This is a genomic window from Klebsiella sp. 10-1 (assembly GCF_009758445.1).
Classification (GTDB): Bacteria; Pseudomonadota; Gammaproteobacteria; order Enterobacterales; family Enterobacteriaceae; genus Klebsiella; species Klebsiella scottii.
This window is the reverse complement of record NZ_WQRE01000003.1, coordinates 11,813-36,335: the sequence shown is the minus strand read 5'-3', so window position 1 is coordinate 36,335 and position 24,523 is coordinate 11,813. Positions and strand designations below refer to the sequence as shown.

Here is a 24,523-nt window from a genome sequence, read left to right as displayed (position 1 = left end):
GTTGTGCGTCATTCGAAGTTTATGTAGCGCGTCCCGAAGGGGCTGACATAAGAAGGTGAATGAGCCACTGCATATTATTATGCACGTTCTATGCCACATTACAAAACATTTTATTAACACAATGAAATATAATAGATTTTCTATACTTATCACCCCAAATGACGGTGTCTGTTTTTTAACCACACTGTCGCCATTTAGCAACGCTTCACAACCGGCCTGGTAACCCCTTTTAAAATCAATGAATTAAATGTCTCCTTTTGGAGACACTCCTTCCTCGCGTTTGTCGGTAAATCCCGACACCCTGCTGCGATACCCATCACAAACAAAAAGGCCCCCCGCTTTCGCGGGAGGCCTTTTAGAACAAGGAACCAGGAGCCGGTTTAGCCTAACTGCTTACGCGCGTTGCGGAAAATACGCATCCACGGGCTGTCCTCTCCCCAGTTTTCCGGGTGCCAGGAGTTTGCCACGGTACGGAAGACGCGCTCAGGGTGCGGCATCATGATGGTGGCACGACCGCTTTCGCTGGTGACGGCGGTAATCCCGTTCGGCGAGCCGTTCGGGTTCGCCGGGTAGCTTTCGGTGACTTTACCGAAGTTATCCACGAAGCGTAGCGCGACCAGCCCTTTGCTCTCAAGCTGCGCCAGATGCGCGCCGTCGCGCACCTCCACCTGCCCTTCACCGTGAGAAACGGCGATGGGCATCATGGAGCCGACCATTCCCTGCAGCAGCAGAGACGGGCTTTGCGTCACTTCGACCAGGCTGAAGCGCGCCTCAAAGCGGTCAGAGTAGTTACGCACGAAGCGCGGCCACAGGTCGCTTCCCGGGATCAGCTCCCGCAGGTTGGACATCATCTGACAGCCGTTACACACGCCCAGCGCCAGGGTCTGCGGACGATGGAAGAAGGTCGCAAACTCATCGCGCACGCGGTCGTTGAACAGAATCGATTTCGCCCAGCCTTCGCCCGCCCCCAGCACGTCGCCGTAGGAGAAGCCGCCGCAGGCAACCAGCGCCTGGAAGTCGGCAAGACCGGTACGGCCCGCAAGCAGGTCGCTCATATGCACGTCAACGGCATCAAAGCCCGCGCGATGGAAGGCCGCGGCCATCTCCACGTGCGAGTTGACGCCCTGCTCGCGCAGTACCGCCACCTTCGGACGCGCGCCGGTCGCAATGTACGGCGCGGCGATATCTTCGCTGATATCGAAGGAGAGCTTAACGTTGAGGCCCGGATCGCTATCGTTGCTTTTCGCGGCGTGTTCGCTATCGGCGCACTCGGGGTTATCGCGCAGACGCTGCATCTGCCAGGTGGTTTCTGCCCACCACGTACGCAGCGTAGAGCGGCTTTCGCTGAATACCGGGCTGCCGTCGGCGGTGATGACAAAGCGGTCGCCCGCCGTTGCCTGACCGAGGTAGTGGGTGCACTCCGCCAGGCCGTGGGACGCCAGCAGCGCTTCAACCGCCTCGCGATCCGCGGCGCGAACCTGAATAACCGCGCCGAGCTCTTCGTTGAACAGCGCCGCCAGGCTATCGTCGCCCAGCGCGGCAATGTCCGCCGTCAGGCCGCAGTGGCCGGTAAAGGCCATCTCGGCCAGCGTCACCAGCAGGCCGCCGTCAGAACGGTCGTGGTAAGCCAGCAGCTTACGTTCGGCCACCAGCGCCTGCATTGCGTCCCAGAAGCCTTTCAGCTGCGCAACATCGCGAACGTCTGCCGGGGTATCGCCCAGCTGGCGATAAACCTGCGCCAGCGCGGTCGCGCCCAGCGCGTTGCGCCCGTTGCCTAAATCAATCAGCAGCAGGGCGTTGTCTTCGCTGGAGAGCTGCGGCGTCACGGTACGACGCACATCTTCCACGCGGGCAAAAGCGGTGATCACCAGTGACAGCGGAGAAGTCATCTCGCGCTGCTCGCTGCCTTCCTGCCAGCGGGTTTTCATCGACATCGAATCTTTGCCGACCGGGATAGTCAGGCCCAGAGCCGGACACAGCTCTTCACCAACCGCCTTTACCGCTTCGTACAGGCCGGCATCTTCGCCCGGGTGTCCGGCCGCCGCCATCCAGTTTGCCGAAAGCTTCACGCGATTCAGCGCACCAATCTGCGTTGCCGCCATGTTGGTCAGCGCTTCGCCTACCGCCAGGCGGGCGGAGGCGGCAAAGTCCAGTAACGCCACCGGCGTACGTTCGCCAAGGGCCATCGCTTCGCCGTAGTAGCTATCGAGGCTGGCGGTGGTGACCGCACAGTTAGCCACCGGGATCTGCCACGGACCAACCATCTGATCGCGCGCCACCATGCCGGTAACGGTACGGTCGCCGATGGTGACGAGGAAGGTTTTCTCCGCCACCGCCGGCAGGTGCAGAACGCGATTTACCGCATCGGCAACGGTCATTCCCTGGCGATTCAGCGCTTCACCTTTCGCCTTCAGGGTCTGCACGTCGCGGGTCATTTTCGGCGTTTTGCCCAACAGCACGTCCAAGGGCAGATCGATCGGCTGATCGTTGAAATGGCTGTCGCTCATATTCAGATGCAGCTCTTCGGTAGCGTCGCCGATCACGGCGTAAGGCGCGCGCTCGCGGCGGCACAGCTCGTCGAAAAGCGGCAGCTGGTCCGGCGCCACCGCCAGCACGTAGCGCTCCTGTGATTCGTTGCACCAGATTTCCAGCGGGCTCATACCCGGCTCATCGCTAAGAATATCGCGCAGCTGGAATTTGCCGCCGCGGCCGCCGTCGCTAACCAGCTCCGGCATCGCGTTCGAAAGACCGCCCGCGCCGACGTCGTGAATAAAGAGAATCGGGTTGGCTTCGCCCAGCTGCCAGCAGCGGTCAATGACCTCCTGACAGCGGCGCTCCATTTCCGGGTTGTCACGCTGTACGGAGGCAAAATCGAGGTCCGCATCAGACTGACCGGATGCCATAGACGATGCCGCTCCGCCGCCGAGGCCAATGTTCATCGCCGGGCCGCCGAGAACAATAAGCTTCGCCCCAACGATAATTTCACCTTTCTGGACGTGCTCAGCGCGAATGTTGCCGATGCCGCCAGCCAGCATGATCGGCTTGTGATAGCCGCGCAGCTCTTCACCATTGTGGCTGGTAACCTTTTCTTCATAGGTGCGGAAGTAGCCGTTCAGCGCCGGACGACCAAATTCGTTGTTAAACGCCGCGCCGCCCAGCGGGCCGTCGGTCATGATATCCAACGCGGTGACAATGCGGTCCGGTTTGCCAAAATCTTCTTCCCACGGCTGCTCAAAGCCCGGGATGCGCAGGTTAGAAACCGAGAACCCGACCAGGCCCGCTTTGGGTTTCGCCCCGCGTCCGGTTGCGCCTTCATCGCGGATTTCGCCGCCGGAACCGGTCGCCGCGCCCGGCCACGGGGAAATCGCCGTCGGGTGGTTATGCGTTTCTACCTTCATCAGGATATGCGCCGCTTCCTGATGGTAGTCATAAATTCCTTCCTGATGGCTGGCAAAGAAGCGACCGACTTCTGAACCTTCCATGACCGCGGCGTTGTCTTTATAGGCAGATAGAACGTAATCCGGGGTCTTCTCAAAGGTATTTTTGATCATCTTAAACAGCGACTTCGGCTGCTGTTCGCCGTCGATAACCCAATCGGCGTTAAAAATCTTGTGGCGGCAGTGCTCGGAGTTAGCCTGCGCGAACATATATAGTTCGATATCGTTCGGATTACGGCCTAGCGTTTTGAAGGCATCCTGCAGATAGTCGATTTCATCTTCCGCCAGCGCCAGCCCCAGACGGAGGTTAGCGTCGATCAGCGCCTGGCGGCCCTGGCCCAGCAGGTCAACGCTGGTGACCGGCGCAGGTTGATGCTGAGCGAACAGCTTCTCGCCCTCTTCCAGCGCGTCGAATACGCTTTCCATCATCCGGTCGTGCAGTTCAGCCGCAACGACGGCCCACTGCTCAGCGCTCAGCGTACCGGCTTCAACGTAGTACGCCACGCCGCGCTCAAGGCGCACAACCTGTGCCAGGCCGCAGTTATGGGCAATATCGGTAGCTTTAGAAGACCAGGGGGAGATGGTGCCAGGGCGGGGGGTGACGAGCAGTAATTTACCGGTTGGGGTATGGCTACTTAAGCTTGGGCCATACTTGAGCAGTCGTGCCAGCCTCTCGCGATCCTCACCGCCGAGCGGGGCGTTCAGGTCGGCAAAATGAACATACTCTGCATATATTGTGCTTACCGGTATGTTGGCCGCCTGAAAACGTGCCAGCAGTTTATTAATACGAAATGCCGACAGTGCAGGCGAACCACGCAAAATTTCCATCATAAGTCTCTCGTCTTCGAAGCTTTCAATATGAGCCAGGGGGGAAACGGGCGCTATTATAGTGAATCCTGTGCCCTGACGAAACCGTTTGCGTGGAAATAAAATCATTCCCTGTGTTTATCAATAAATGTGACCCCTATCGCGAATAAGTTGCCAACTGGCGCATTCTTAAGCAAAATGCCGCTCATTCATCGACAACCTTTTACTTTTTCTGGTCATAGTCTGCTGAGGAACACAGAGCTGCAGAAGATTAACTATCTGAAAAAACTAAAGATTAATTATCTGCTCATCGGCATTGTTACCTTGTTGCTGGCGGCTGCCCTGTGGCCGTCGATCCCGTGGTCGGGCAAACCAGAGAACCGCGTTGCGGGAATTATATCGCGCGGAGAGCTGCGGATCAGCACCATCAACTCACCGATGACCTTTGCGACCATCAATGACAAAACCTACGGCCTTGATTACGAGCTGGCGCAGCAGTTCGCCGACTACCTCGGCGTCAAGCTCAAGGTCACCGTCCGGCAGAATATCAGCCAGCTCTTTGACGATCTGGATGACGGCAAGGCCGACATGCTCGGCGCAGGGCTGGTCTATAACTCCGAGCGGGTGAAGAACTATCAGCCGGGACCGAGCTACTACTCCGTATCGCAGCAGCTGGTCTACCGGGTCGGCAGCACTCGCCCGCGCACCCTTGCTAACCTCAATGCAGACCAGCTGGTTATCGCGCCGGGCCACGTCGCCATTAACGACCTGCAGAACCTAAAGGGCAGTAAATATCCCGATCTCAGCTGGCGCGTCGATGAAAAGCGCGGCACCACGGCGCTGATGCAGTCGGTCATCGATGGCGACCTGGACTACACCATCGCCGATTCCGTAGCGGTCAGCCTGTTTCAGCGCGTTCATCCTGAGCTGGCGGTCGCGCTGGACATCACCGATGAGCAACCGGTGACCTGGTTTAGCGTAAAGAGCGATGACAATTCGCTATCGGCGGCGATGCTCGATTTCTTCAACAACATTAATGAAGACGGCACGCTGGCGCGGCTGGAAGAAAAGTATCTCGGGCACGGCAACGATTTCGATTATGTCGATACGCGAACCTTCCTGCGAGCGGTAGAAAATATCCTGCCGGATCTGCAGCCAATGTTTGAAAAATATGCCCGACAGATCGACTGGCGTCTGCTGGCGGCTATTTCATGGCAGGAGTCTCACTGGGACCCGCAGGCAACCTCGCCGACCGGAGTTCGCGGGATGATGATGCTCACCAGAAACACCGCCCAGAGCCTGGGATTAACCGACCGCACCGATGCCGAACAGAGTATCAACGGCGGCATGCGTTATCTGCAGGATATGATGAATAAGGTTCCGGATTCGGTACCCAAAGATGAGCGGATCTGGTTTGCGCTGGCGGCTTACAATATGGGCTACGCGCATATTCTTGACGCCATCGCCCTGACGAAAAAACAAAAGGGTAACCCCGACAGCTGGGCAGACGTAAAGCAGCGCCTCCCGCTTCTCAGCCAAAAATCCTACTACAGCAGGCTGAAATACGGCTACGCGCGGGGCCATGAAGCGTACGCTTACGTCGAGAATATTCGCAAATACCATATCAGCCTGGTCGGCTATCTTTCCGAGAAGGAGAGCAAGGACGAGCAGGCGCTGGCGATGGCCGGCGACTACCCGGCGGTTATGCCGGATGAGGTAGATAAAAAGGAAGAGCAGACGCTACCGTTCTTCAAATTCCGCGCCGAAGCGCTGGTCGATAACGCCAAATTCAAAATCCCCGGGCTGGGCCACTAGCCCTCGCCTTCCTGGCGCGCCTTCTTGAGCGCCTTTTTCTCTTCCCGCCGCCAGCGGAAAAAATCGCTCAGCATTGCCGAACACGACTCAGCGAGAACGCCTTCGGCGATCTCAACCCGATGGTTCATCCCCGGATGGTGCAGCACGTCGATCAGCGATCCGGCGGCGCCGGTTTTGGCATCCCGGGCGCCGAAAACCAGGCGCGAGATGCGGCTATGCACCATCGCCCCGGCGCACATCACGCAGGGCTCAAGGGTCACGTACAGCGTGGCGTCAATCAGGCGGTAGTTTTGCAGCACCAGCCCGCCCTGGCGTATGGCCATGATCTCGGCATGCGCGGTCGGATCGTGACGGCCGATTGGACGATTCCAGCCCTCGCCAATGACCTGGTTATTGTGTACCAGCACGGCGCCCACCGGCACTTCGCCCTCTTCCCAGGCGCGTTTAGCCAGCGTCAAAGCGTGACGCATCCAGTATTCATCATTGCGTTCATGGTCAGACAAAGCGGGGACTCCTGTGCAAAAGCGGGGCGCATTATACATGCCGGCCGTGCATTACACACTATCACTCTAGCTGATGCAGGTCGCCCTGCGGCGTCACCCGCCAGCGATGCTGGCAAAAGCAGAGCAGCGGATTATCCTGCTCGCTGTCGCTATAGCCGCTATACAACCGCAGCGGCGCGCCAATTTTTTGCTCCAGCTGAACCACTTTTTCATGCCCCAGACAGCGCAGAGTCAGGACCCAGCCGCCGTAGCGCCGCGCCATCCTGCTGGCAATCACGTTCACCCTCGGTAGCCAGGGCGTATCAAAATAGACCTGCTCCACCAGCGACTGCGGCGAACCGGTGATCAGCCAGACGTCGGCATCGGTGCTGGTCAAATAGCCCGTTAGCCGGGCATGCACCACCGGGAACGCCGTCACGTGCTGGCGAAACCAGCGGACGAAGTTCGCCTCAAGGCGCTTGAGCTTCGCCTCACTGCGCCCGCAGGTGGACGCCCACAGCAGCAGGCTCATCGGCCAGCGCGCCGCCCTGCCGTTGACCAGCAGCCCGCCGAGGATAAGCGGCAGCAACAGCATCACCGGCAGCAGATTCAGAGGCTGATGACGCAACACGTAGCGTATGAAGCTGCCAAACATATCCTGCTGGTGCAGGGTTCCATCAAGATCAAAAAAGACCACCCGACGCATAGCGCTATTCAAACCCGACCTCTTCTTTTAGTCATTCCAGCAGCCGATAGCTTACCAGCCTTGCACCCTTAATATTAAAAACATCTGCGGGCGTTGAATTTGGGTTAAGGTCGTTCCTCAAGAAATCTCAGCGCCAGAATTTTTAATTCGCCATAATCCTCTTATAATCGAATACAAAATTCTTTCAGCAGAGGGTGAAGGCCGTCCTCAGGAAAACCTATGAACTGTTTAATCCGCATTCGCCAGCGCTACCCCTCTCTGGCGGCAAGCGATAAGAAGCTGGCTGATTTTATCCTCGCCCAGCCGGACCAGACCCGGCACCTGAGCTCCCAGCAGCTGGCGGGTGAAGCGGGCGTGAGCCAGTCCAGCGTGGTGAAATTCGCCCAGAAGATGGGCTTCAAAGGTTTCCCGGCCCTGAAGCTGGCGCTGAGCGAAGCGCTGGCCAGCGCGCCCGACCCGCAGTCGGTCCCGGTGCATAACCAGATCCTCGGCGACGATCCGCTGCGTCTGGTGGGCGAAAAGCTGATTAAGGATAACGTGGCGGCGATGCACGCCTCGCTGGACGTTAACAGCGAAGAGAAGCTGCTGGAGGCCGTTGCGCTGCTGCGTACCGCCCGTCGGGTCATTATTACCGGTATCGGCGCCTCGGGCCTGGTGGCGCGCAACTTCAGCTGGAAGCTGATGAAGATTGGCATTAACGCCGTCGCCGAGCAGGATATGCACGCCCTGCTGGCCACCGTCCAGGCGATGTCGCCGGACGATCTGCTGTTCGCCATCTCCTATTCCGGCGAGCGGCGCGAAATCAACATGGCGGCGGCAGAAGCCCTGCGCGTTGGCTGCCGGATCCTGGCGATCACCGGCTTCAGCCCCAACGCGCTGCAGCAGCAGGCCTCACAGTGCCTGTATACCATTGCTGAAGAGCAGGCGACGCGCAGCGCGGCTATCTCCTCAACCAGCGCGCAGATGATGCTGACGGATCTGCTGTTTATGGCGCTGGTTCAGCAGGATCTTGAGCATGCGCCGGACCGTATTCGCCACAGCGAGGCGCTGGTGAAAAAGCTGGTGTGAGCATAAAATGGGCGTATAATGCCCGCCCTGTTTGTGTTGTTTCTGAGAATTACCTGATGGCGCTGTTAATTACCAAAAAATGCATCAACTGCGATATGTGCGAACCGGAGTGTCCGAACGAGGCCATTTCGATGGGGGATAGCATTTATGAAATTAACAGCGATCGCTGCACGGAGTGCGTGGGCCATTATGAAACGCCCACCTGTCAAAAAGTGTGCCCGATCCCCAATACGATCCTCAAAGATCCGGCGCACCTCGAGAACGAAGAGCAGCTGTGGGATAAATTTGTGCTGATGCACCACGCGGATAAAATCTAGCTTTCGATAATTACCGTTGCGCAGGCGTAGTGGCGCTCATCGGCCAGCGTGACGTGAACCGCGCTGACTCCCAGACGCTTCGCCAGATTCTTAGCCTCACCCCATAAGCGCAGCTTCGGTTTACCCAGCTCATCGTTGTAGACTTCAAACTGGTTAAAAGCCAAACCGTTACGAATCCCGGTACCTAGCGCTTTTGCCGCCGCCTCTTTCACCGCAAAGCGCTTGGCCAGAAAACGCACCGGCTGCTGGTGCTGCTCCCAGATTGCCCACTCGCTATCGCTTAAAACGCGTCGGGCAAGGCGATCGCCGCTACGGGCGATCACCGCTTCAATGCGGGCAATTTCAACGATATCCGTGCCCAGCCCGAGAATAGCCATTAAGGACGGGCTTCCTGCATCAGGCGCTTCATTTCAGCAACCGCTTCCTTCAGGCCGCTCATCACCGCGCGACCGATAATCGCGTGGCCAATATTCAGCTCATGCATTTCCGGCAGTCGGGCGATGGCCTTGACGTTGTGGTAGGTCAGACCGTGTCCGGCATTGACCTTCAGGCCAAGGCTGGCGGCGTAGGTGGCCGCTTTCGCAATGCGCTCGAGCTCTTTGGCCTGCTGAGCGTCGCTTTCGGCATCCGCGTAGCAGCCGGTGTGAATTTCGATATAGGGCGCGCCGACTTCCGCCGCCGCCTTAATTTGCGCAAAATCGGCATCAATGAACAGCGAAACCAGAATGCCGGCATCGGCAAGACGCTGGCAGGCATCGCGCATTTTTTCGCGCTGGCCGGCCACGTCCAGGCCGCCCTCGGTGGTCACTTCCTGGCGCTTTTCCGGCACCAGGCAGCAGAAATGCGGTTTGGTTTCGCAGGCGATAGCCAGCATCTCTTCGGTCACCGCCATTTCGAGATTCATGCGGGTACCTAGCGTCTGACGCAGGATGCGCACATCGCGGTCGGTGATATGGCGGCGATCTTCACGCAGATGCACGGTAATACCGTCGGCGCCGGCCTGCTCGGCGATAAAAGCTGCCTGTACCGGGTCCGGGTATGCGGTGCCGCGGGCGTTACGTAGCGTAGCGATATGGTCAATGTTGACCCCTAACAGTAATTCAGCCATGACAATCCTCATTGTTCATTATTTGTTTTATCTGCTCGCGCCGCTCTGGCGGGGATAAACTGGCGAAACAGCTCCCGGCTCTTTAGCGGCTTGCCGCCAAGATACGGCTTCAGGGCGATACGGGTAAAGCGTTTGGCAGCACGTAAGGCATCGCTATCCGGAAATTCACGGTTAGCCAGCGCTTTCAAATGGTGCCCGGTAAAGCTGCTGTTATCAATAACCATGCTGGCGATAAAGCCTTTTTCTTCGCGGTAACGATAGGTCATGGTATCGGAGACCGCTTCGCCGCTACCGGCGCAGTGCAGGAAATCGACGCCGTAGCCGAGATGCCCGAGCAGGGCCAGCTCGAAACGCCGTAGAGCGGGTTCCGGCGAACCGCTCGCGCCGGCCAGCGCCTGGAGGCAGTGCAGGTAGTCGAAGAACAGTTCAGAGAAGCGGGTTTCGTGTTCGAGCACGCGGGAGAGCAGCTCATTGACGTAGAGGCCGCTATAGAGCGTGATCCCGCTGAGCGGGAGCGCCAGCGAAACGGCTTCGGCGCTGCGCAGCGTTTTGACTTCGCCACGGCCGCCAAAGCGGAGCAGTAAGGGGGTAAAAGGTTGGAGAGCGCCTTTGAGGCTGGAGCGTTTGGAACGCGCGCCTTTAGCAACAAGGCGCACGCGGCCCGACTCTTCCGTGAAGACGTCCAGCATCAGGCTGGTTTCGCTCCAGGGACGACTATGCAGAACGAAAGCGCGCTGCCAGCCTTCCATCATACGCGTCGTCTTGCAGGCTGCAGGGGCGTTGGCTGCGTCCGCACACCCTGGTCACTTACGACGGTAAGCTCCCGGGGACTCGCGGTCCTGCCGCCTGCCTGCACTTCGAAAGCCATAGAGTATCAAACTCAGAGATCGTCAACGTAACCGAGGCTGCGCAGCGCGCGCTCGTCGTCGGCCCAGCCGGATTTCACCTTCACCCACAGTTCGAGGTGAACCGGCGCTTCGAACATATCCTGCATGTCTTTACGCGCTTCAATACCGATGGTTTTGATTTTGGCACCTTTGTTACCAATAACCATCTTCTTCTGCCCTTCACGCTCAACCAGGATCAGGCCGTTAATATCATAACCGCCGCGTTCGTTGGTCTGGAAACGCTCAATCTCTACCGTTACGGAGTACGGCAGCTCGGCCCCGAGGAAGCGCATCAGCTTCTCACGGATGATTTCAGAAGCCATAAAGCGCTGGGAACGATCGGTGATGTAATCTTCCGGGAAGTGATGAATCGCTTCCGGCAGATGTTTACGCACGATCCCGGCGATAGTATCGACGTTGGTCCCGGTTTCTGCGGAAATCGGCACGATATCGAGGAAGTTCATCTGGCTTGCCAGGAACTGCAGGTGCGGCAGCAGATCGGCCTTTTCCTGCACGTTATCGACTTTGTTCACCGCAAGAATAACCGGCGCCCTGGCGTCGCGCAGCTTGCCCAGCACCATTTCGTCGTCGGCGGTCCAGCGGGTGCCTTCAACAACGAAGATCACCAGCTCAACGTCGCCAATCGAGCTGCTCGCCGCTTTGTTCATCAGGCGGTTAATCGCCCGCTTCTCTTCCATATGCAGGCCCGGGGTATCAACGTAGATTGCCTGATACGGCCCTTCGGTATGGATACCGACGATGCGGTGACGCGTGGTCTGCGCTTTACGCGAAGTAATAGAAATCTTCTGCCCAAGCAGCTTGTTCAACAGCGTGGATTTACCCACGTTCGGGCGGCCAACGATGGCAACAAACCCGCAATAACTTTTTTCTTCGCTCATTCCAGCTCCAGCTTTTTCAGCGCCTGTTCGGCGGCAGCCTGCTCCGCCTTGCGACGGCTGGAACCCGTGCCGACCACCGGTTCACTCAGGCCGCTAACCTGGCAGTGGATAGTAAATTCCTGATCGTGTGCTTCCCCGCGCACCTGGACAACCAAATAAGATGGCAGCGGCAGGTGGCGACCCTGCAGATATTCCTGCAGGCGGGTCTTCGGATCTTTTTGCTTATCGCCCGGGCTAATTTCGTCCAGACGAGTTTGGTACCAGGAGAGGATCAGGCGTTCGATATTCTGGATATCGCTGTCGAGGAAGACTCCGCCAATTAACGCTTCAACGGTATCTGCCAGAATCGATTCACGACGGAAGCCACCGCTTTTCAATTCACCCGGCCCCAGACGCAGGCACTCACCCAGCTCAAACTCGCGAGCGATTTCCGCCAGCGTGTTGCCTCGTACCAGCGTCGCGCGCATGCGGCTCATATCGCCTTCGTCAACCCGAGGGAAGCGATGGTAGAGCGCATTCGCGATCACAAAACTCAAAATAGAGTCGCCTAAGAATTCCAGGCGCTCATTGTGTTTGCTGCTGGCACTGCGGTGAGTTAATGCCTGTTGCAACAGCTCCTGATGATTAAAAGTGTAGCCCAGCTTCCGTTGAAGCCGATTAATTACGATGGGGTTCATGCGTTACCAATAAATGAATGCGTCAAAAATGCAGCACACGAAACCGACCTGAGCACTCTCGCCAACTTCACGTTGCATGCGCGCTTGCTTGTCGCCTTTCTGCAACCCAAATTATTGAGAGTATAAACAACCAACGCGGTTTCGTGTGCAGTGTCACTCTTACGAGAGACAACCAAAACTTCGGGGGGATATTCTATACGCAACGACAAGGGATGTCGTTAGTTTGGATGGATTTAAATATTAAATAATTCACGCTGCCGATATTGCGGCGGCAGCGTGAATCGGTCAGGAAAATTAGTGGATGCTGCCGATGCGCGATAAACGTACGCCGGTCGGCCACTCGCCTTCCTGTTTTTCGAAGCTCATCCAGATGGCCGTGGCTTTACCCACCAGGTTTGCTTCCGGCACAAAGCCCCAGTAGCGGCTGTCCGCGCTATTATCGCGGTTGTCGCCCATCATGAAATAGTGGCCCGGCGGCACAATCCAGGTCGCCAGCGGCAGACCGGACTGGTGGTAGTACATACCTACCTGATCCTGAGCAATCGGCACGGTCAGAATCCGATGGGTAACGTCACCCAGCGTCTCTTTGCGTTCGGTCAGACGGATACCGTCAGCCTTGCTCTCGCCCTTCGGCAGCTGCCAGAAGCCGCTGGTCGCTTCACCGCCGTTGCTGCGCGAGAAAGTCTGGACGAAATCGCTCGGCTCAACGTTGGAGTAAGTGACCGGCAGCGCGTTGCCGCACGCCTGTCCGGAACTGCATCCCGGCTGGATAGTGACCTGCTTGGTCAGCGGATCGTAGGTGACTTTATCACCCGGTAAACCCACCGCCCTCTTGATGTAGTCAAGGCGCGGATCTTCCGGGTATTTAAACACCACGATATCGCCACGCTTCGGATGCCCGGTCTCGATCAGCGTTTTCTGGTAGATAGGATCTTTAATCCCGTAAGCAAACTTCTCTACCAGAATAAAATCACCGATCAGCAGCGTCGGCATCATTGAGCCTGACGGGATCTGGAAGGGTTCGTAAATAAATGAACGCACCACCAGCACGATGGCCAGCACCGGGAACACCGAGGCACCCGTTTCCAGCCAGCCCGGTTTCGGGCCGACTTTCTTCAGCGTCGTTTTATCAAGCCCTTCGCCGGTCGCCGCCTGAGCGGCGGCCTGACCTGCGCGGCGCTTCGGTGCGAAGATAAACTTATCCAGACACCATAAAAGCCCCGTTACCAGGGTTGCGATCACCAGGATCAGGGCAAACATGTTCGCCATGCCAACTCCTTAATGGTTATTTTCCGTCTTTACCCACGTGCAGAATGGCGAGGAACGCTTCCTGCGGCAGCTCAACGTTGCCTACTTGCTTCATTCGCTTCTTACCGTCTTTCTGCTTCTGCAGCAGCTTCTTCTTACGGCTCACGTCGCCGCCATAGCATTTCGCCAGGACGTTTTTACGCAGCTGCTTAACGGTAGCACGGGCGATAATGTGGTTGCCGATTGCCGCCTGAATCGCGATATCGAACTGCTGACGAGGGATCAGCTCTTTCATCTTCTCCACCAGCTCGCGACCGCGGTACGGGGCGTTATCGTTGTGGGTGATCAGCGCCAGCGCATCGACGCGCTCGCTGTTGATCAGCACATCTACGCGCACCATGTTGGAGGCCTGGAAGCGCTTGAAGTTGTAGTCCAGCGACGCGTAGCCGCGAGAAGTTGACTTCAGGCGATCGAAGAAGTCGAGAACCACTTCCGCCATCGGGATTTCATAGGTCAGCGCAACCTGTTTACCGTGGTAAACCATGTTGGTCTGCACGCCGCGCTTCTCAATGCACAGGGTGATGACGTTGCCGAGGTACTCCTGCGGCAGCAGCATATGGCACTCCGCAATAGGCTCGCGCAGCTCCTGAATATTATTCAGCGGCGGCAGCTTGGACGGGCTGTCGACGTAGATGACCTCTTTCGCCGTCGTCTCGACTTCGTAGACCACCGTTGGCGCCGTGGTAATCAGGTCCAGATCGTATTCGCGCTCCAGACGCTCCTGGATGATCTCCATGTGCAGCAGGCCGAGGAAGCCGCAGCGGAAACCAAAGCCCAGCGCCGTCGAGCTTTCTGGTTCATAGAACAGAGAGGCGTCGTTGAGGCTCAGTTTGCCCAGCGCATCGCGGAAGCTTTCGTAATCATCAGAGCTTACCGGGAACAGGCCGGCGTACACCTGCGGCTTGACCTTTTTGAAGCCAGGCAGCGCTTTGTCCGCCGGGTTGCGGGAAGTGGTCAGGGTATCGCCCACCGGCGCGCCGAGGATGTCTTTAATCGCGCATACCAGCCAGCCTACCTCACCGCATTTCAGCTCGGTACGATCGACCTGTTTCGGCGTAAAAATACCGAGGCGATCGGCGTTATAAACCTGCCCGGTACTGATGACCTTAATCTTGTCACCCTTGCGCATGGTGCCGTTTTTAATACGCACCAGCGAGACGACGCCGAGGTAGTTGTCGAACCAGGAGTCGATGATCAGGGCCTGCAGCGGGGCGTCCGGATCACCTTCCGGCGGCGGAATGTCGCGCACCAGACGCTCCAGCACATCCGGAACGCCTACGCCGGTCTTCGCCGAGCAGCGAACCGCATCGGCGGCGTCGATACCGACGATGTCTTCAATTTCTTCCGCCACGCGTTCCGGATCGGCCGCAGGCAGGTCGATTTTGTTGAGGACTGGCACAACTTCCAGGTCCATTTCCATCGCGGTATAGCAGTTTGCCAGCGTCTGGGCTTCCACCCCTTGACCGGCATCGACAACCAGCAGCGCGCCTTCGCAGGCGGCCAGAGAACGCGAAACTTCATAGGAGAAGTCGACGTGTCCCGGGGTGTCGATAAAGTTCAGCTGGTAGGTCTCACCGTTGGTGGCCTTATAATCCAGGGTGACGCTTTGCGCCTTAATGGTGATGCCGCGCTCACGCTCAAGATCCATGGAATCCAGTACCTGGGCTTCCATTTCACGATCGGAAAGGCCACCGCAAATCTGGATGATACGGTCAGACAACGTAGACTTACCGTGGTCAATGTGGGCGATGATTGAAAAGTTACGTATATTCTTCATATTTAGAGTTAATTATGCCTTACGCGTATCATGAGGCCACTGTTCTGTGCCTGACGTTTTTTAATCCGAAAACGCCGCATTCTACACTACATCCGTGAAACCAGGAAATGCTCTTACAGCTAGCATAACCGGAGTAAATGGCGGGATCTTACGAGAATGGTAAATAAAAAATAAAGGCCAGTGGAATCACTGGCCTGCTTCTGAAGAGGGTGTCTCAATACGGACTAAATCGGGCGCTAAACCCACGCTAATGATGATCGGCTGCCACGACTGGCGAGCGGCCAGACCGGGGGACAGCCCGCGCGCAACCAGGAATCCGCCGACGCCGCCGAGTATCGCGCCGCAGAGGGAGGCAAAATCATTAGAGAACAGCACCTGGAAGATGGATGCCATCACAAACAGGCCAAACAGCGGTGCCATATACACTAAGAGCGCAGAGCCTAATAAGCTGCTTTCCGCGATGCCGAGCTCCACTTTTTGCCCGGCGCTCAGCGGCTGTGCGCTGGGCACGCTGATAGTGTGGCTGGTTTGCGGTCCCAGCTTATTCAGCACCCGGCTACCGCAGCCGGCGCGAGAGGCGCAGCTGCTGCAGGACGCTTTGACATCGCAGTGCACCTGCGCCATTCCATTGTGCCAGGAAACGACGGTCGCCCACTCTTTAATCATTGTACGGCCTTAAATTTGATGCTGTCGGCAATGCGCTTAGCCGTTTGCGGCGGCAGTTCACCCACCACGGTAATCTCCGCGCTGTCGCGTACCGTCGTACTCACGGTACGACGCCCGGTGCGCAGCAGCTGATCGCTGCTGTTTGCCGTCGCGCGATTCACGTTAATCGAGAAGCTAAACAGTCCGTCCGAATAGAGACGAGATTCCACCGGGCCATCGAAGGTTGGCAGACGGCGCTGGCTGCTGGATATCTCGGAGACGCCCTGCGGTAGCCAGGCCGGCGCCCAGTTGAAGTTAGCTTTATCGCCGCCTTCCGGCACCGACAGCTGCGGAGGCAAATTAGCCTTCGCCAGGGTCTCCATGCTGCTGCTTACCTTATCGCCAACGCTAAAGGACACAACCCGGAACTGTTCCAGAGTTTCGCCATCGCGATCGAGCAGATCGACCCGCATCGGCAGCCGGGTCTCCGCATCCAGCCAGACGATATAGCTATAGCGCGTTCCGTCTCTCGCCACCACGCGGATCACTTCGCACAGGCGATCGGCAATACGCGTGCGCCCCACGGAGATGAAGTCGTAGTATGCCGCCAGACGTTTGAAATCGGTATAGGCCAGTGAAGGCAGGGAATCAACGATGTAGTCACCGTTCAAGGTGAACGGGTCGAGCCCAGGCTCAAAATAGCTGATTTCGTTACCGCGCAGCACAACCTCACGACGGGGGCCATCGAGCTGTAGAAGCTGAGCGAGAGGTTGATTGTTCAGCCGTGCGTGACGATAACGCAGCGACTCAACGCCCTGTTTGTTGATACTGACGAAAGACAGCTCATAATTGAGGGACTGGCTAGCCAGGTTCATTTGCTGCAACAACGCCCCGGAAGAAGTATCAGCCGAGGCGTTGACAGAGAAGAACAGGCTGCCTGCCATGAGCGACATGGCACACCAAAGTTGCTTCATTACTGCGATTGCGTTCCTAAAGTTTGATAACCCGGTACCTGAACGGCGGCCTGCTGAGTCTGGGCTTGACCAAACTGAAGCTGTTCGGCATGCAGGCGACGCTGTAATTCATAGTCCTGCAGCATGGCATTAATACGACGACGCTGCTCCTGGACCTGCACCTGTTGGCCGGTTCCTGCGGATGCATCTGCCGGTACGCCCAGGCTCACCGGACTCGCTTTACCCATCATCGGCATGGTATTAAACACCGGTGCTTCAGGCTGCTGAGATGATTCGGTTTGCCCATTATACTGCTGGACGCCGACGATAACAGCAAGAGATACGCACGCGGCAACGCCCATCTGAGTAAGCGAACTGGCCCACGGACGCACTTTCTGCCAGAAAGGCATCTGACGCCACTGGTGCGGTGCCGGCTGAGATTCAGGAATTAGCGGCACCGTCTGGCGAACGGGCTCGTTTTCAATGGCGGCCATCACGCGAGCTGAGATATCAAAGTGGAGCATCTCAGCGGTATCGCCTCTCAGCGAATCGCGGATGAGATGGTAGCTCTCCCAGGTCTTTTGCATTTCAGAAGAACCGCTCAGCTCATTAAGCAGTTCGTTATCCAGCGTTTCACCATCCATTAAGGCCGAAAGTTTTTCTTTCTGCATGCCTGATACCCTTTTCAGTATTCCGCTATCGTCAACGCCTGATTAGCGGTTGAACTTTATTATCAATAGCTTCTCGTGCCCGGAATATACGCGAACGTACCGTCCCTACCGGACAATCCATGATAGCGGCTATCTCTTCATAGCTTAGGCCATCAAGCTCCCGTAACGTAATTGCCATGCGTAAATCTTCCGGGAGCGATTCAATGGTACGAAAAACTATTTGTCTCAGTTCTTCTGACAACATTAAGTTCTCAGGGTTCGAAATTTCTTTCAGCGCCCCGCCGCTTTCGAAGTTTTCTGCCTCATTGGCATCGACATCGCTGGACGGTGGGCGACGACCCTGAGCAACCAGATAATTCTTCGCCGTGTTTACGGCGATACGATATAACCAGGTATAAAAAGCGCTATCCCCCCGGAAAGAATCCAGGGCACGCCATGCTTTTACGAACGACTCCTGAACAACGTCAGGAATATCGCCCTGCGGCACGTAGCGGGAGACCAGGCTCGCGACCTTATGCTGATAGCGCACCACCAGCAGGTTAAACGCTTTCTGATCTCCTTTCTGGACCCGTTCGACGAGGACCTGATCCGTTAACTGCTCGCTCATCCGAGGTAATGTCTCCCCAAACCTAATTCCCATGAGTCTTCAAAGCACTACCCAATCACTGCATTATGAGCAAGCAATCGTTGGAGTACCTGAAAACAATAAAGTTCCGTTACGCCTTTGATTTTTGTCTGGCAACGGCGGACGATTTGTTATCTCTCATTATATGTCCCGTTACTCAGCCGCAGATAAGATGATGAGGAAAAAGCGTAAGGTCCGCGAGAAGGGTAACGTAACACGGTTTATATTTCACTATAAAATCTGAAGCTAACGATCTGCTTCGCAAATATTTTCTTTCGTTTTGCTCCCGCCGGTTTAGCGCCGAATGTTTAGTTGCCACAACTAACGGTAAAAAAAATGTACGATTCATCACGACCTGGTGCTATTGTGGCTCAATCGTGTTTAGTAAATTAAACAAAGGCCATGAATACAACTCCTGAGTTCTCCTGTGATGTATTGATTATTGGCAGCGGCGCTGCCGGTTTATCTCTTGCCTTGCGTTTAGCGGAGCACAGTTCGGTCACCGTACTGAGCAAAGGCCCGATCAGCGAAGGCTCCACCCTCTATGCGCAGGGCGGTATTGCCGCCGTCTTTGATGAAACGGACAGCATCGAATCTCACGTGGAGGATACGCTGATCGCCGGAGCGGGCCTTTGCGATCGTCACGCCGTTTCCTTCGTGGCGAGTAACGCCAAACCCTGCGTGCAGTGGCTTATCGATCAGGGAGTGCTGTTCGATACCCAGGTCCAGGCCAACGGCGAGGAGAGCTATCACCTGACGCGTGAAGGCGGCCACAGCCATCGCCGCATTCTCCATGCCGCCGATGCCACCGGTAAAGCGGTGGAAACCACCCTGGTTAGCCAGGCGCTTTCACACCCCAATATCCGCGTGCTCGAACGCAGCAATGCCGTCGATCTGATTATTTCTGACAAGATTGGCCTGCCCGGCGCTCGTCGGGTCGTCGGCGCGTGGATCTGGAACCGTAATAAAGAAAAGGTCGAGACCTGGGGGGCGAAAGCCGTTGTTCTGGCAACCGGCGGCGCGGCCAAGGTGTATCAATACACCACTAACCCGGACGTTTCATCCGGCGACGGCATTGCTATGGCCTGGCGGGCGGGCTGTCGCGTCGCCAACCTTGAGTTCAATCAGTTCCACCCTACCGCGTTGTACCATCCGCAGGCGCGCAATTTCCTGCTGACCGAAGCGCTGCGCGGTGAAGGCGCCCATCTGAAGCGTCCGGACGGTTCACGCTTTATGCCCGATTTTGACGCCCGCGGCGAGCTGGCTCCGCGCGACATTGTCGCGCGCGCCATTGACCATGAAATGAAGCGTCTCGGCGTTGACTGCATGTATCTTGATATCAGCCATAAGCCGGAAGCCTTTATCCGTCAACACTTCCCGATGATCTACGAGAAATTACTCGGTCTCGGTATCGACCTGACGAAAGAACCGGTCCCTATCGTACCGGCGGCGCATTACACCTGCGGCGGAGTGATGGTCGACGATAACGGTCGGACCGATGTCGAGGGGCTGTATGCTATCGGCGAAGTCAGCTACACCGGGCTTCACGGCGCCAACCGCATGGCATCCAACTCGCTGCTCGAATGTCTGGTCTACGGCTGGTCGGCCGCCGAAGATATCCTGCGCATCATGCCTCAGGCCCGGGCGGTTACCGATCTGCCGGCCTGGGACGAGAGCCAGGTTGAAATCCCCGATGAGCTGGTCGTTATCCAGCACAACTGGCATGAGCTGCGCCTGCTGATGTGGGACTACGTCGGGATTGTGCGCACGACCCGTCGCCTGGAGCGCGCCCTGCGGCGCATTACCATGCTGCAGCAGGAGCTCGACGAATACTATGCCCGCTTCCGCGTCTCCAACAACCTGCTGGAGTTGCGTAACCTGGTACAGGTTGCCGAGCTGATTGTACGCTGCGCGATGCTGCGCAAAGAGAGCCGCGGCCTGCACTATACGCTGGACTACCCGGATCTGCTGCCGGACAGCGGGCCGTCGGTTCTCGTGCCGGAAACTCACATAAAGAGATAAAAGTCCTGGGTCAGCGCGGTAAACCCCTCGGAGTATTGCTGCTCTGGCCCACGGATAATCAGCCTGTCACTGAAGCACTCCCCTGCCGTCGGCGAGAAGGCAAGGAGCACCCGATGCGGCGCGCGCATTTCCGTTTCCGCCACGTCGGTGCGTAAACGCAGATGCCAACCCATCGTTTGCGCGCGCCGGGCAAAGGCATCGCCAATATCCACCGGCAGCACCACGCAGAAAAAGCCCTCTTCTGTGATACACTCTGCGGCACAGCTTAATAGCGTCACGTGATCGAGCGTGGTCGTATATCGCGCCTGTTCGCGCTGCGATGTTGCGCAGGGCACGCCTTCAGCAAAAAAAGGCGGATTACTGACAATCAGCTCATAGCGTCGGGTTTGCGGCGGCTGCCACTGCTGAATATCGGCTTGATGCACCTGGATGCGGGCGGACCAGGGAGAAGCCGCGGTGTTTTCCCTCGCCTGATCTGCCGCATCTTCATCCAGCTCAACCGCATCCAACGCCACCAGCTCCCCGGTACGCTGAGCCAGCATCAGGGCCAGCAGGCCGCTGCCGGTACCGATATCCAGCACGTGTTTAACCTGAGCAATCGGCGCCCACGCGCCGAGCAAAATGCCGTCGGTGCCAACTTTCATTGCGCAACGGTCGTGAGCGACAAAGAATTGTTTAAACGTAAAACCATTGCGCGGCAGCGCAAACTTCGACTGAGACATCCTGACAACCTTGCGGGCGAAAACTCCTGAGCTTAAGGCTATGCACAATACCGGAGAACAGATAGCCTTACAAACAGATGAACATTATGCCCGTAACGTCTATAATCGTCGGTCCACTCAGAGGTAGATAATGACTGTAACGACTTTTTCCGAACTTGAACTCGACGAAAACCTGCTGGAAGCCCTCCAGGAAAAAGGTTTCACACGCCCGACAGCCATTCAGGCCGCCGCTATTCCGCCTGCGCTCGATGGCCGTGACATTCTCGGTTCAGCCCCGACCGGCACCGGTAAAACAGCGGCGTATCTGCTGCCAGCGTTGCAGCACCTGCTTGATTTCCCGCGCAAGAAGTCAGGGCCTCCGCGTATTCTGATCCTGACGCCGACCCGCGAGCTGGCGATGCAGGTTGCTGACCATGCCCGCGAACTGGCAGCGCACACGCATCTCGATATCGCCACCATCACCGGCGGCGTCGCGTACATGAACCACGCTGAAGTGTTCAGCGAAAACCAGGATATCGTGGTCGCCACCACCGGGCGTCTGCTGCAGTATATTAAAGAAGAAAACTTCGACTGCCGCGCCGTAGAAACGCTGATCCTCGATGAAGCGGACCGGATGCTGGATTTGGGCTTCGCTCAGGATATCGAACATATTGCCGGTGAAACCCGCTGGCGCAAGCAGACAATGCTGTTCTCCGCGACCCTCGAAGGCGATGCCATCAAAGATTTTGCCGAGCGTCTGCTGGAAGAGCCGGTGGAAGTGTCCGCCTCTCCTTCTACCCGCGAGCGGAAGAAAATCCATCAGTGGTACTACCGCGCCGATGACGTTAAGCATAAAACCGCTCTGCTGATAAACCTGCTGAAACAGCCGGACGCCACCCGTTCTATCGTCTTTGTGCGTAAGCGCGAGCGCGTTCATGAGCTGGCATCCTGGCTGCGCGAAGCCGGTATCAACACCTGCTGGCTGGAAGGCGAAATGGTTCAGGCCAAGCGTAACGAAGCGATTAAGCGCATGACCGATGGCCGCATGAACGTGCTGATTGCCACCGATGTCGCCGCGCGCGGGATCGATATTCCGGACGTTAGCCACGTCTTCAACTTCGATATGCCGCGCACCGCGGATACCTACCTGCACCGTATCGGTCGAACCGGTCGTGCCGGGAAGAAAGGCGTTGCTATTTCTCTGGTTGAAGCCCATGACCACCTGCTGCTGGGCAAAATCGGTCGCTACATTGACGAGCCGCTGAAGGCTCGTGTTATCGACGAACTGCGCCCGTCAACCCGCGCACCGAGCGAGAAGCAGACCGGTAAACCTTCAAAGAAAGTGCTGGCTAAACGCGCAGAGAAGAAAAAAGAAGATAAAGAAAAGCCGCGCGTGAAGAAACGTCACCGCGATGCTAAAAATATCGGCAAGCGTCGTAAGCCGAGCGGCAGCGATACGCCGCAGCAGTAGAGCTAAGAGTACAAGGACGCCGGGATATCCCGGCGTTTTTGCATTTACGTCCGCTGGCGACAGCGCCGCGGGGAGTGATATCGGGCGTTCCCCCTTGTGCCGGCGAGTCAGGAATTCATCATCATGAAAAAAAAAGATTTCGTCACCCAGGATCTGCTCAGCAAAATCTACCAGCACAATGACCCCGGCCCCCGCAAGCTCCCGCCTGAACGCCGGCTGGCGGAGGAGTATGGCGTCTCACGGTTTACCATTCGCCAGGCGCTGGAAAAACTCTCTGACATCGGCGTCATACGTATCGTGCAGGGCTCAGGGATTTGGATAAACGAGCGAATGAGCAACAACCCGCTGGTGTATAACTCCATCACCGAAAAGCGTTTCGATCGGATGCGCTATCGGACAATCAGCCTGCATAAAAAGCGCCCCGACCGCGCGGAGCAGCAGATTTTCGGCATAACGGATGAGGAGTTTATCTGGCAATTTTGCCGCCTGCGCTTCGTTGATGACGTAGCGGTGCAGATTGAGATTTCGCGGATGCCGGCCGCCGCCTTTGCCGATCTTAGCCGGGAGGTGATCGAACGCTCGCTGCAGCAGTACGTACTTTCCAAGGGCTATCAAATTTCACATTTGCTCACCACCTATCAGGCGGTGAGCGTCAGCCGGGAACAGGCCGCCCTGCTGGGCTGCAAAAAAGGCATTCCGGCCATGCATATTAACAATCGAGGAATTCTCGACGGCGGGCAGGTGTATGAAATCAGCGATATCATCGATATCAACTACTCCTGCACCTACGTTATTCCGCATAATCGCGACAGCTTAACCTTCCGCCAGGCGCCCTCGGACTAATTATGGCGTATGGATCGTGCCGTCAGGCAGGCGGCTCTGCGTCCATTCGTGCGGACGATAGACAACAGGATACGTCTGCGCCAGCTGTTGGTTAAAGCCGACGCCAATCCCTGCCGCCGTTGGTGGATAGATAAACCCGTTATTGACGCCGGGCGCTCCGGGGAATACCGCATCAGTAGCGGCAGAACGCGGTATAAACTCCTGGATTGCGGCATTATTGAGGTAGATATTCAGGTGGGTATTGACCGCAACCCCAATTGGCGTCATATCGCCGGGCCCGTGCCACGCCACGCGTACGCCGAATGCCTGACACAGCACCGCCAGCTTCAGGGCCGGCGTAATCCCGCCAATCTGGGAAATATGGCAGCGGATAAAATCAATCTGCCGGTTAACAATCAGGTCATGCCATTCAGCCGGATTATTAAACAGCTCCCCCATCGCGAGCGGAATTGCGCTTTGCTGGCGGATCTGCGCCAGCCATGCACTCTGCTGCGGCGCTAAAATATCCTCAATAAACCACGGCTGATAGGGCTCGAGCTGCTTCGCCAGCTGCAGCGCCTGCTGCGGGAAGAGCCGTTCGTGGACGTCATGGAGGATATGAAAACGGTGTCCGTAGCGCGCTCTCAGCAGCCGGAACATCTCCACCGTATTCCTGATGTACTCATCCTGGTCGTAATAGGCGCCCGGCGTCGGGTTCTCCGGCGTATGCATCGCCTGCGCAGTGCCGCCGTAAAAGCCCAGCTGGCAGCGGATGTGGCGATAGCCCTCCTCCAGCAGACGCTCAACGGATATAAACAGCGCCTCGGGCGTCTCACCGCTAGCGTGGGCGTAAGCCGGGATAGCATCACGCGATTTGCCGCCAAAAAGCTGGTACAGCGGCATTCCCGCCAGCTGGGCTTTGATATCCCAAAGCGCCATATCAACGCCGGCAATGGCGTTATTCATTACCGGCCCGTTTCGCCAGTAGGCGTTGACGTTCATCATCTGCCAGAGGTCTTCGATATTGTTCGCATCACGGCCAAGCAGCAGCGGCTTGAGGTATTCATCAACCATCGTTTTGACCGCCAGCGGACGCTGCTGGAAAGTCGCGCAGCCGTGGCCGACGGTACCTTTGTCGGTGGTCACGCGTACCGTGACCAGGTTATGACGATCGGGACGGGTGATAAAACACTCAATATCAGTAATTAGCGTAGCGTTCACGGCAAGGCTCCCTGCGGCAAAAATAAAAGGTGATGCCAATTATCTTCGCCCTATTTATTACGTAAGGTAAACCTTTTTATTTAATAAAATTTTGGTTCGTCAAA

General features: G+C 57.0%; 22 protein-coding genes. 6 read left to right on the top strand and 16 right to left on the bottom strand.

Annotated features, from left to right (window positions below; all coding sequences use genetic code 11):
• Positions 1–380: 380 nt before the first annotated feature.
• Complete coding sequence (gene purL, locus GO007_RS12170) at positions 381–4,268, bottom strand: phosphoribosylformylglycinamidine synthase (RefSeq protein ID WP_095100219.1); 3,888 nt, start codon at positions 4,266–4,268, stop codon at positions 381–383.
• A 174-nt stretch (positions 4,269–4,442) separates the two neighbouring features.
• On the opposite strand from purL, the gene mltF reads away from it, so the two are divergent.
• Positions 4,443–6,059 (top strand): membrane-bound lytic murein transglycosylase MltF, encoded by a 1,617-nt coding sequence (mltF, locus tag GO007_RS12165; protein WP_095100216.1) that lies wholly within the window; start codon positions 4,443–4,445, stop codon positions 6,057–6,059.
• Here the strand turns inward: mltF and tadA are convergent.
• Positions 6,056–6,562 carry a tRNA adenosine(34) deaminase TadA gene (gene tadA / locus GO007_RS12160; RefSeq protein WP_223261781.1) on the bottom strand — a complete coding sequence of 169 codons (507 nt, stop codon included), beginning with the start codon at positions 6,560–6,562 and terminating at the stop codon, positions 6,056–6,058. The genes mltF and tadA overlap by 4 nt on opposite strands.
• 61 nt (positions 6,563–6,623) lie before the next feature.
• Complete coding sequence (yfhb, locus tag GO007_RS12155; protein ID WP_189339871.1) at positions 6,624–7,247, bottom strand: phosphatidylglycerophosphatase C; 624 nt, start codon at positions 7,245–7,247, stop codon at positions 6,624–6,626.
• A 219-nt stretch (positions 7,248–7,466) separates the two neighbouring features.
• Here yfhb and GO007_RS12150 point away from each other — a divergent pair, with 219 nt between their 5' ends.
• Both GO007_RS12150 and GO007_RS12145 read left to right on the top strand, forming a co-directional pair.
• Positions 7,467–8,315 (top strand): MurR/RpiR family transcriptional regulator, encoded by an 849-nt coding sequence (locus GO007_RS12150; protein ID WP_095100207.1) that lies wholly within the window; start codon positions 7,467–7,469, stop codon positions 8,313–8,315.
• 56 nt (positions 8,316–8,371) lie between these two features.
• Entirely contained in the window at positions 8,372–8,632 is a 261-nt protein-coding gene (locus tag GO007_RS12145; RefSeq protein WP_045856379.1) for a YfhL family 4Fe-4S dicluster ferredoxin, read from the top strand.
• On the opposite strand, the gene acpS is transcribed toward GO007_RS12145, so the two are convergent.
• The 11 genes from acpS to rpoE all read right to left on the bottom strand — a co-directional run bounded on the left by acpS (position 8,629) and on the right by rpoE (position 18,164).
• Positions 8,629–9,009: a holo-ACP synthase gene (gene acpS / locus GO007_RS12140; protein WP_095100204.1), complete on the bottom strand. Its 381-nt coding sequence runs from the start codon at positions 9,007–9,009 to the stop codon at positions 8,629–8,631. The two genes, GO007_RS12145 and acpS, sit on opposite strands and share 4 nt — an antisense overlap.
• Positions 9,009–9,740 carry a pyridoxine 5'-phosphate synthase gene (pdxJ, locus tag GO007_RS12135; RefSeq protein WP_095100201.1) on the bottom strand — a complete coding sequence of 244 codons (732 nt, stop codon included), beginning with the start codon at positions 9,738–9,740 and terminating at the stop codon, positions 9,009–9,011. Before pdxJ ends, acpS begins: the two co-directional genes overlap by 1 nt.
• 8 nt (positions 9,741–9,748) lie before the next feature.
• Positions 9,749–10,489 (bottom strand): DNA repair protein RecO, encoded by a 741-nt coding sequence (recO, locus tag GO007_RS12130; RefSeq protein ID WP_095101323.1) that lies wholly within the window; start codon positions 10,487–10,489, stop codon positions 9,749–9,751.
• A gap of 131 nt (positions 10,490–10,620) precedes the next feature.
• Complete coding sequence (gene era / locus GO007_RS12125) at positions 10,621–11,526, bottom strand: GTPase Era (RefSeq protein WP_095100195.1); 906 nt, start codon at positions 11,524–11,526, stop codon at positions 10,621–10,623.
• Complete coding sequence (rnc, locus tag GO007_RS12120) at positions 11,523–12,203, bottom strand: ribonuclease III (protein ID WP_041146753.1); 681 nt, start codon at positions 12,201–12,203, stop codon at positions 11,523–11,525. The genes era and rnc overlap by 4 nt, the downstream gene beginning before the upstream one ends.
• Positions 12,204–12,497: 294 nt before the next feature.
• Positions 12,498–13,472, bottom strand: coding sequence for a signal peptidase I (gene lepB, locus GO007_RS12115; RefSeq protein ID WP_095100192.1), 975 nt, complete (start codon positions 13,470–13,472; stop codon positions 12,498–12,500).
• A 16-nt stretch (positions 13,473–13,488) separates the two neighbouring features.
• Complete coding sequence (lepA, locus tag GO007_RS12110; protein ID WP_095100189.1) at positions 13,489–15,288, bottom strand: translation elongation factor 4; 1,800 nt, start codon at positions 15,286–15,288, stop codon at positions 13,489–13,491.
• 186 nt (positions 15,289–15,474) lie between these two features.
• Entirely contained in the window at positions 15,475–15,954 is a 480-nt protein-coding gene (gene rseC / locus GO007_RS12105) for a SoxR-reducing system protein RseC (RefSeq protein ID WP_095100186.1), read from the bottom strand.
• Positions 15,951–16,907: a sigma-E factor regulatory protein RseB gene (gene rseB, locus GO007_RS12100; RefSeq protein WP_095100183.1), complete on the bottom strand. Its 957-nt coding sequence runs from the start codon at positions 16,905–16,907 to the stop codon at positions 15,951–15,953. Before rseB ends, rseC begins: the two co-directional genes overlap by 4 nt.
• On the bottom strand, positions 16,907–17,557 hold the full coding sequence (gene rseA / locus GO007_RS12095) for an anti-sigma-E factor RseA (protein WP_041146759.1): 651 nt from the start codon (positions 17,555–17,557) through the stop codon (positions 16,907–16,909). The genes rseB and rseA overlap by 1 nt, the downstream gene beginning before the upstream one ends.
• A gap of 31 nt (positions 17,558–17,588) precedes the next feature.
• On the bottom strand, positions 17,589–18,164 hold the full coding sequence (gene rpoE / locus GO007_RS12090) for an RNA polymerase sigma factor RpoE (protein ID WP_041146760.1): 576 nt from the start codon (positions 18,162–18,164) through the stop codon (positions 17,589–17,591).
• A gap of 420 nt (positions 18,165–18,584) precedes the next feature.
• Between rpoE and nadB the strand changes: the two genes are divergently transcribed.
• Positions 18,585–20,204 (top strand): L-aspartate oxidase, encoded by a 1,620-nt coding sequence (nadB, locus tag GO007_RS12085; protein ID WP_095100180.1) that lies wholly within the window; start codon positions 18,585–18,587, stop codon positions 20,202–20,204.
• Here nadB and trmN read toward each other — a convergent pair.
• Positions 20,189–20,926, bottom strand: coding sequence for a tRNA(1)(Val) (adenine(37)-N(6))-methyltransferase TrmN (gene trmN / locus GO007_RS12080; protein WP_095100177.1), 738 nt, complete (start codon positions 20,924–20,926; stop codon positions 20,189–20,191). The genes nadB and trmN overlap by 16 nt on opposite strands.
• 130 nt (positions 20,927–21,056) lie before the next feature.
• On the opposite strand from trmN, the gene srmB reads away from it, so the two are divergent.
• Positions 21,057–22,376 (top strand): ATP-dependent RNA helicase SrmB, encoded by a 1,320-nt coding sequence (gene srmB, locus GO007_RS12075; RefSeq protein WP_095100174.1) that lies wholly within the window; start codon positions 21,057–21,059, stop codon positions 22,374–22,376.
• Between the two features lie 123 nt (positions 22,377–22,499).
• Positions 22,500–23,219, top strand: coding sequence for a GntR family transcriptional regulator (locus GO007_RS12070; RefSeq protein ID WP_095100171.1), 720 nt, complete (start codon positions 22,500–22,502; stop codon positions 23,217–23,219).
• Here GO007_RS12070 and GO007_RS12065 read toward each other — a convergent pair whose 3' ends face one another.
• Positions 23,220–24,419 (bottom strand): enolase C-terminal domain-like protein, encoded by a 1,200-nt coding sequence (locus tag GO007_RS12065; protein WP_095100168.1) that lies wholly within the window; start codon positions 24,417–24,419, stop codon positions 23,220–23,222.
• Positions 24,420–24,523 lie beyond the last annotated feature (104 nt).

Bases quoted from the DNA above. Each gene is read 5' to 3' on its own strand.
- purL (WP_095100219.1), bottom strand. From the start codon at position 4,268: ATGATGGAAATTTTGCGTGGTTCGCCTGCACTGTCGGCATTTCGTATT.
- mltF (WP_095100216.1), top strand. From the start codon at position 4,443: ATGCCGCTCATTCATCGACAACCTTTTACTTTTTCTGGTCATAGTCTG.
- yfhb (WP_189339871.1), bottom strand. From the start codon at position 7,247: ATGCGTCGGGTGGTCTTTTTTGATCTTGATGGAACCCTGCACCAGCAG.
- GO007_RS12150 (WP_095100207.1), top strand. From the start codon at position 7,467: ATGAACTGTTTAATCCGCATTCGCCAGCGCTACCCCTCTCTGGCGGCA.
- GO007_RS12145 (WP_045856379.1), top strand. From the start codon at position 8,372: ATGGCGCTGTTAATTACCAAAAAATGCATCAACTGCGATATGTGCGAA.
- acpS (WP_095100204.1), bottom strand. From the start codon at position 9,009: ATGGCTATTCTCGGGCTGGGCACGGATATCGTTGAAATTGCCCGCATT.
- pdxJ (WP_095100201.1), bottom strand. From the start codon at position 9,740: ATGGCTGAATTACTGTTAGGGGTCAACATTGACCATATCGCTACGCTA.
- recO (WP_095101323.1), bottom strand. From the start codon at position 10,489: ATGGAAGGCTGGCAGCGCGCTTTCGTTCTGCATAGTCGTCCCTGGAGC.
- era (WP_095100195.1), bottom strand. From the start codon at position 11,526: ATGAGCGAAGAAAAAAGTTATTGCGGGTTTGTTGCCATCGTTGGCCGC.
- rnc (WP_041146753.1), bottom strand. From the start codon at position 12,203: ATGAACCCCATCGTAATTAATCGGCTTCAACGGAAGCTGGGCTACACT.
- lepB (WP_095100192.1), bottom strand. From the start codon at position 13,472: ATGGCGAACATGTTTGCCCTGATCCTGGTGATCGCAACCCTGGTAACG.
- lepA (WP_095100189.1), bottom strand. From the start codon at position 15,288: ATGAAGAATATACGTAACTTTTCAATCATCGCCCACATTGACCACGGT.
- rseC (WP_095100186.1), bottom strand. From the start codon at position 15,954: ATGATTAAAGAGTGGGCGACCGTCGTTTCCTGGCACAATGGAATGGCG.
- rseB (WP_095100183.1), bottom strand. From the start codon at position 16,907: ATGAAGCAACTTTGGTGTGCCATGTCGCTCATGGCAGGCAGCCTGTTC.
- rseA (WP_041146759.1), bottom strand. From the start codon at position 17,557: ATGCAGAAAGAAAAACTTTCGGCCTTAATGGATGGTGAAACGCTGGAT.
- rpoE (WP_041146760.1), bottom strand. From the start codon at position 18,164: ATGAGCGAGCAGTTAACGGATCAGGTCCTCGTCGAACGGGTCCAGAAA.
- nadB (WP_095100180.1), top strand. From the start codon at position 18,585: ATGAATACAACTCCTGAGTTCTCCTGTGATGTATTGATTATTGGCAGC.
- trmN (WP_095100177.1), bottom strand. From the start codon at position 20,926: ATGTCTCAGTCGAAGTTTGCGCTGCCGCGCAATGGTTTTACGTTTAAA.
- srmB (WP_095100174.1), top strand. From the start codon at position 21,057: ATGACTGTAACGACTTTTTCCGAACTTGAACTCGACGAAAACCTGCTG.
- GO007_RS12070 (WP_095100171.1), top strand. From the start codon at position 22,500: ATGAAAAAAAAAGATTTCGTCACCCAGGATCTGCTCAGCAAAATCTAC.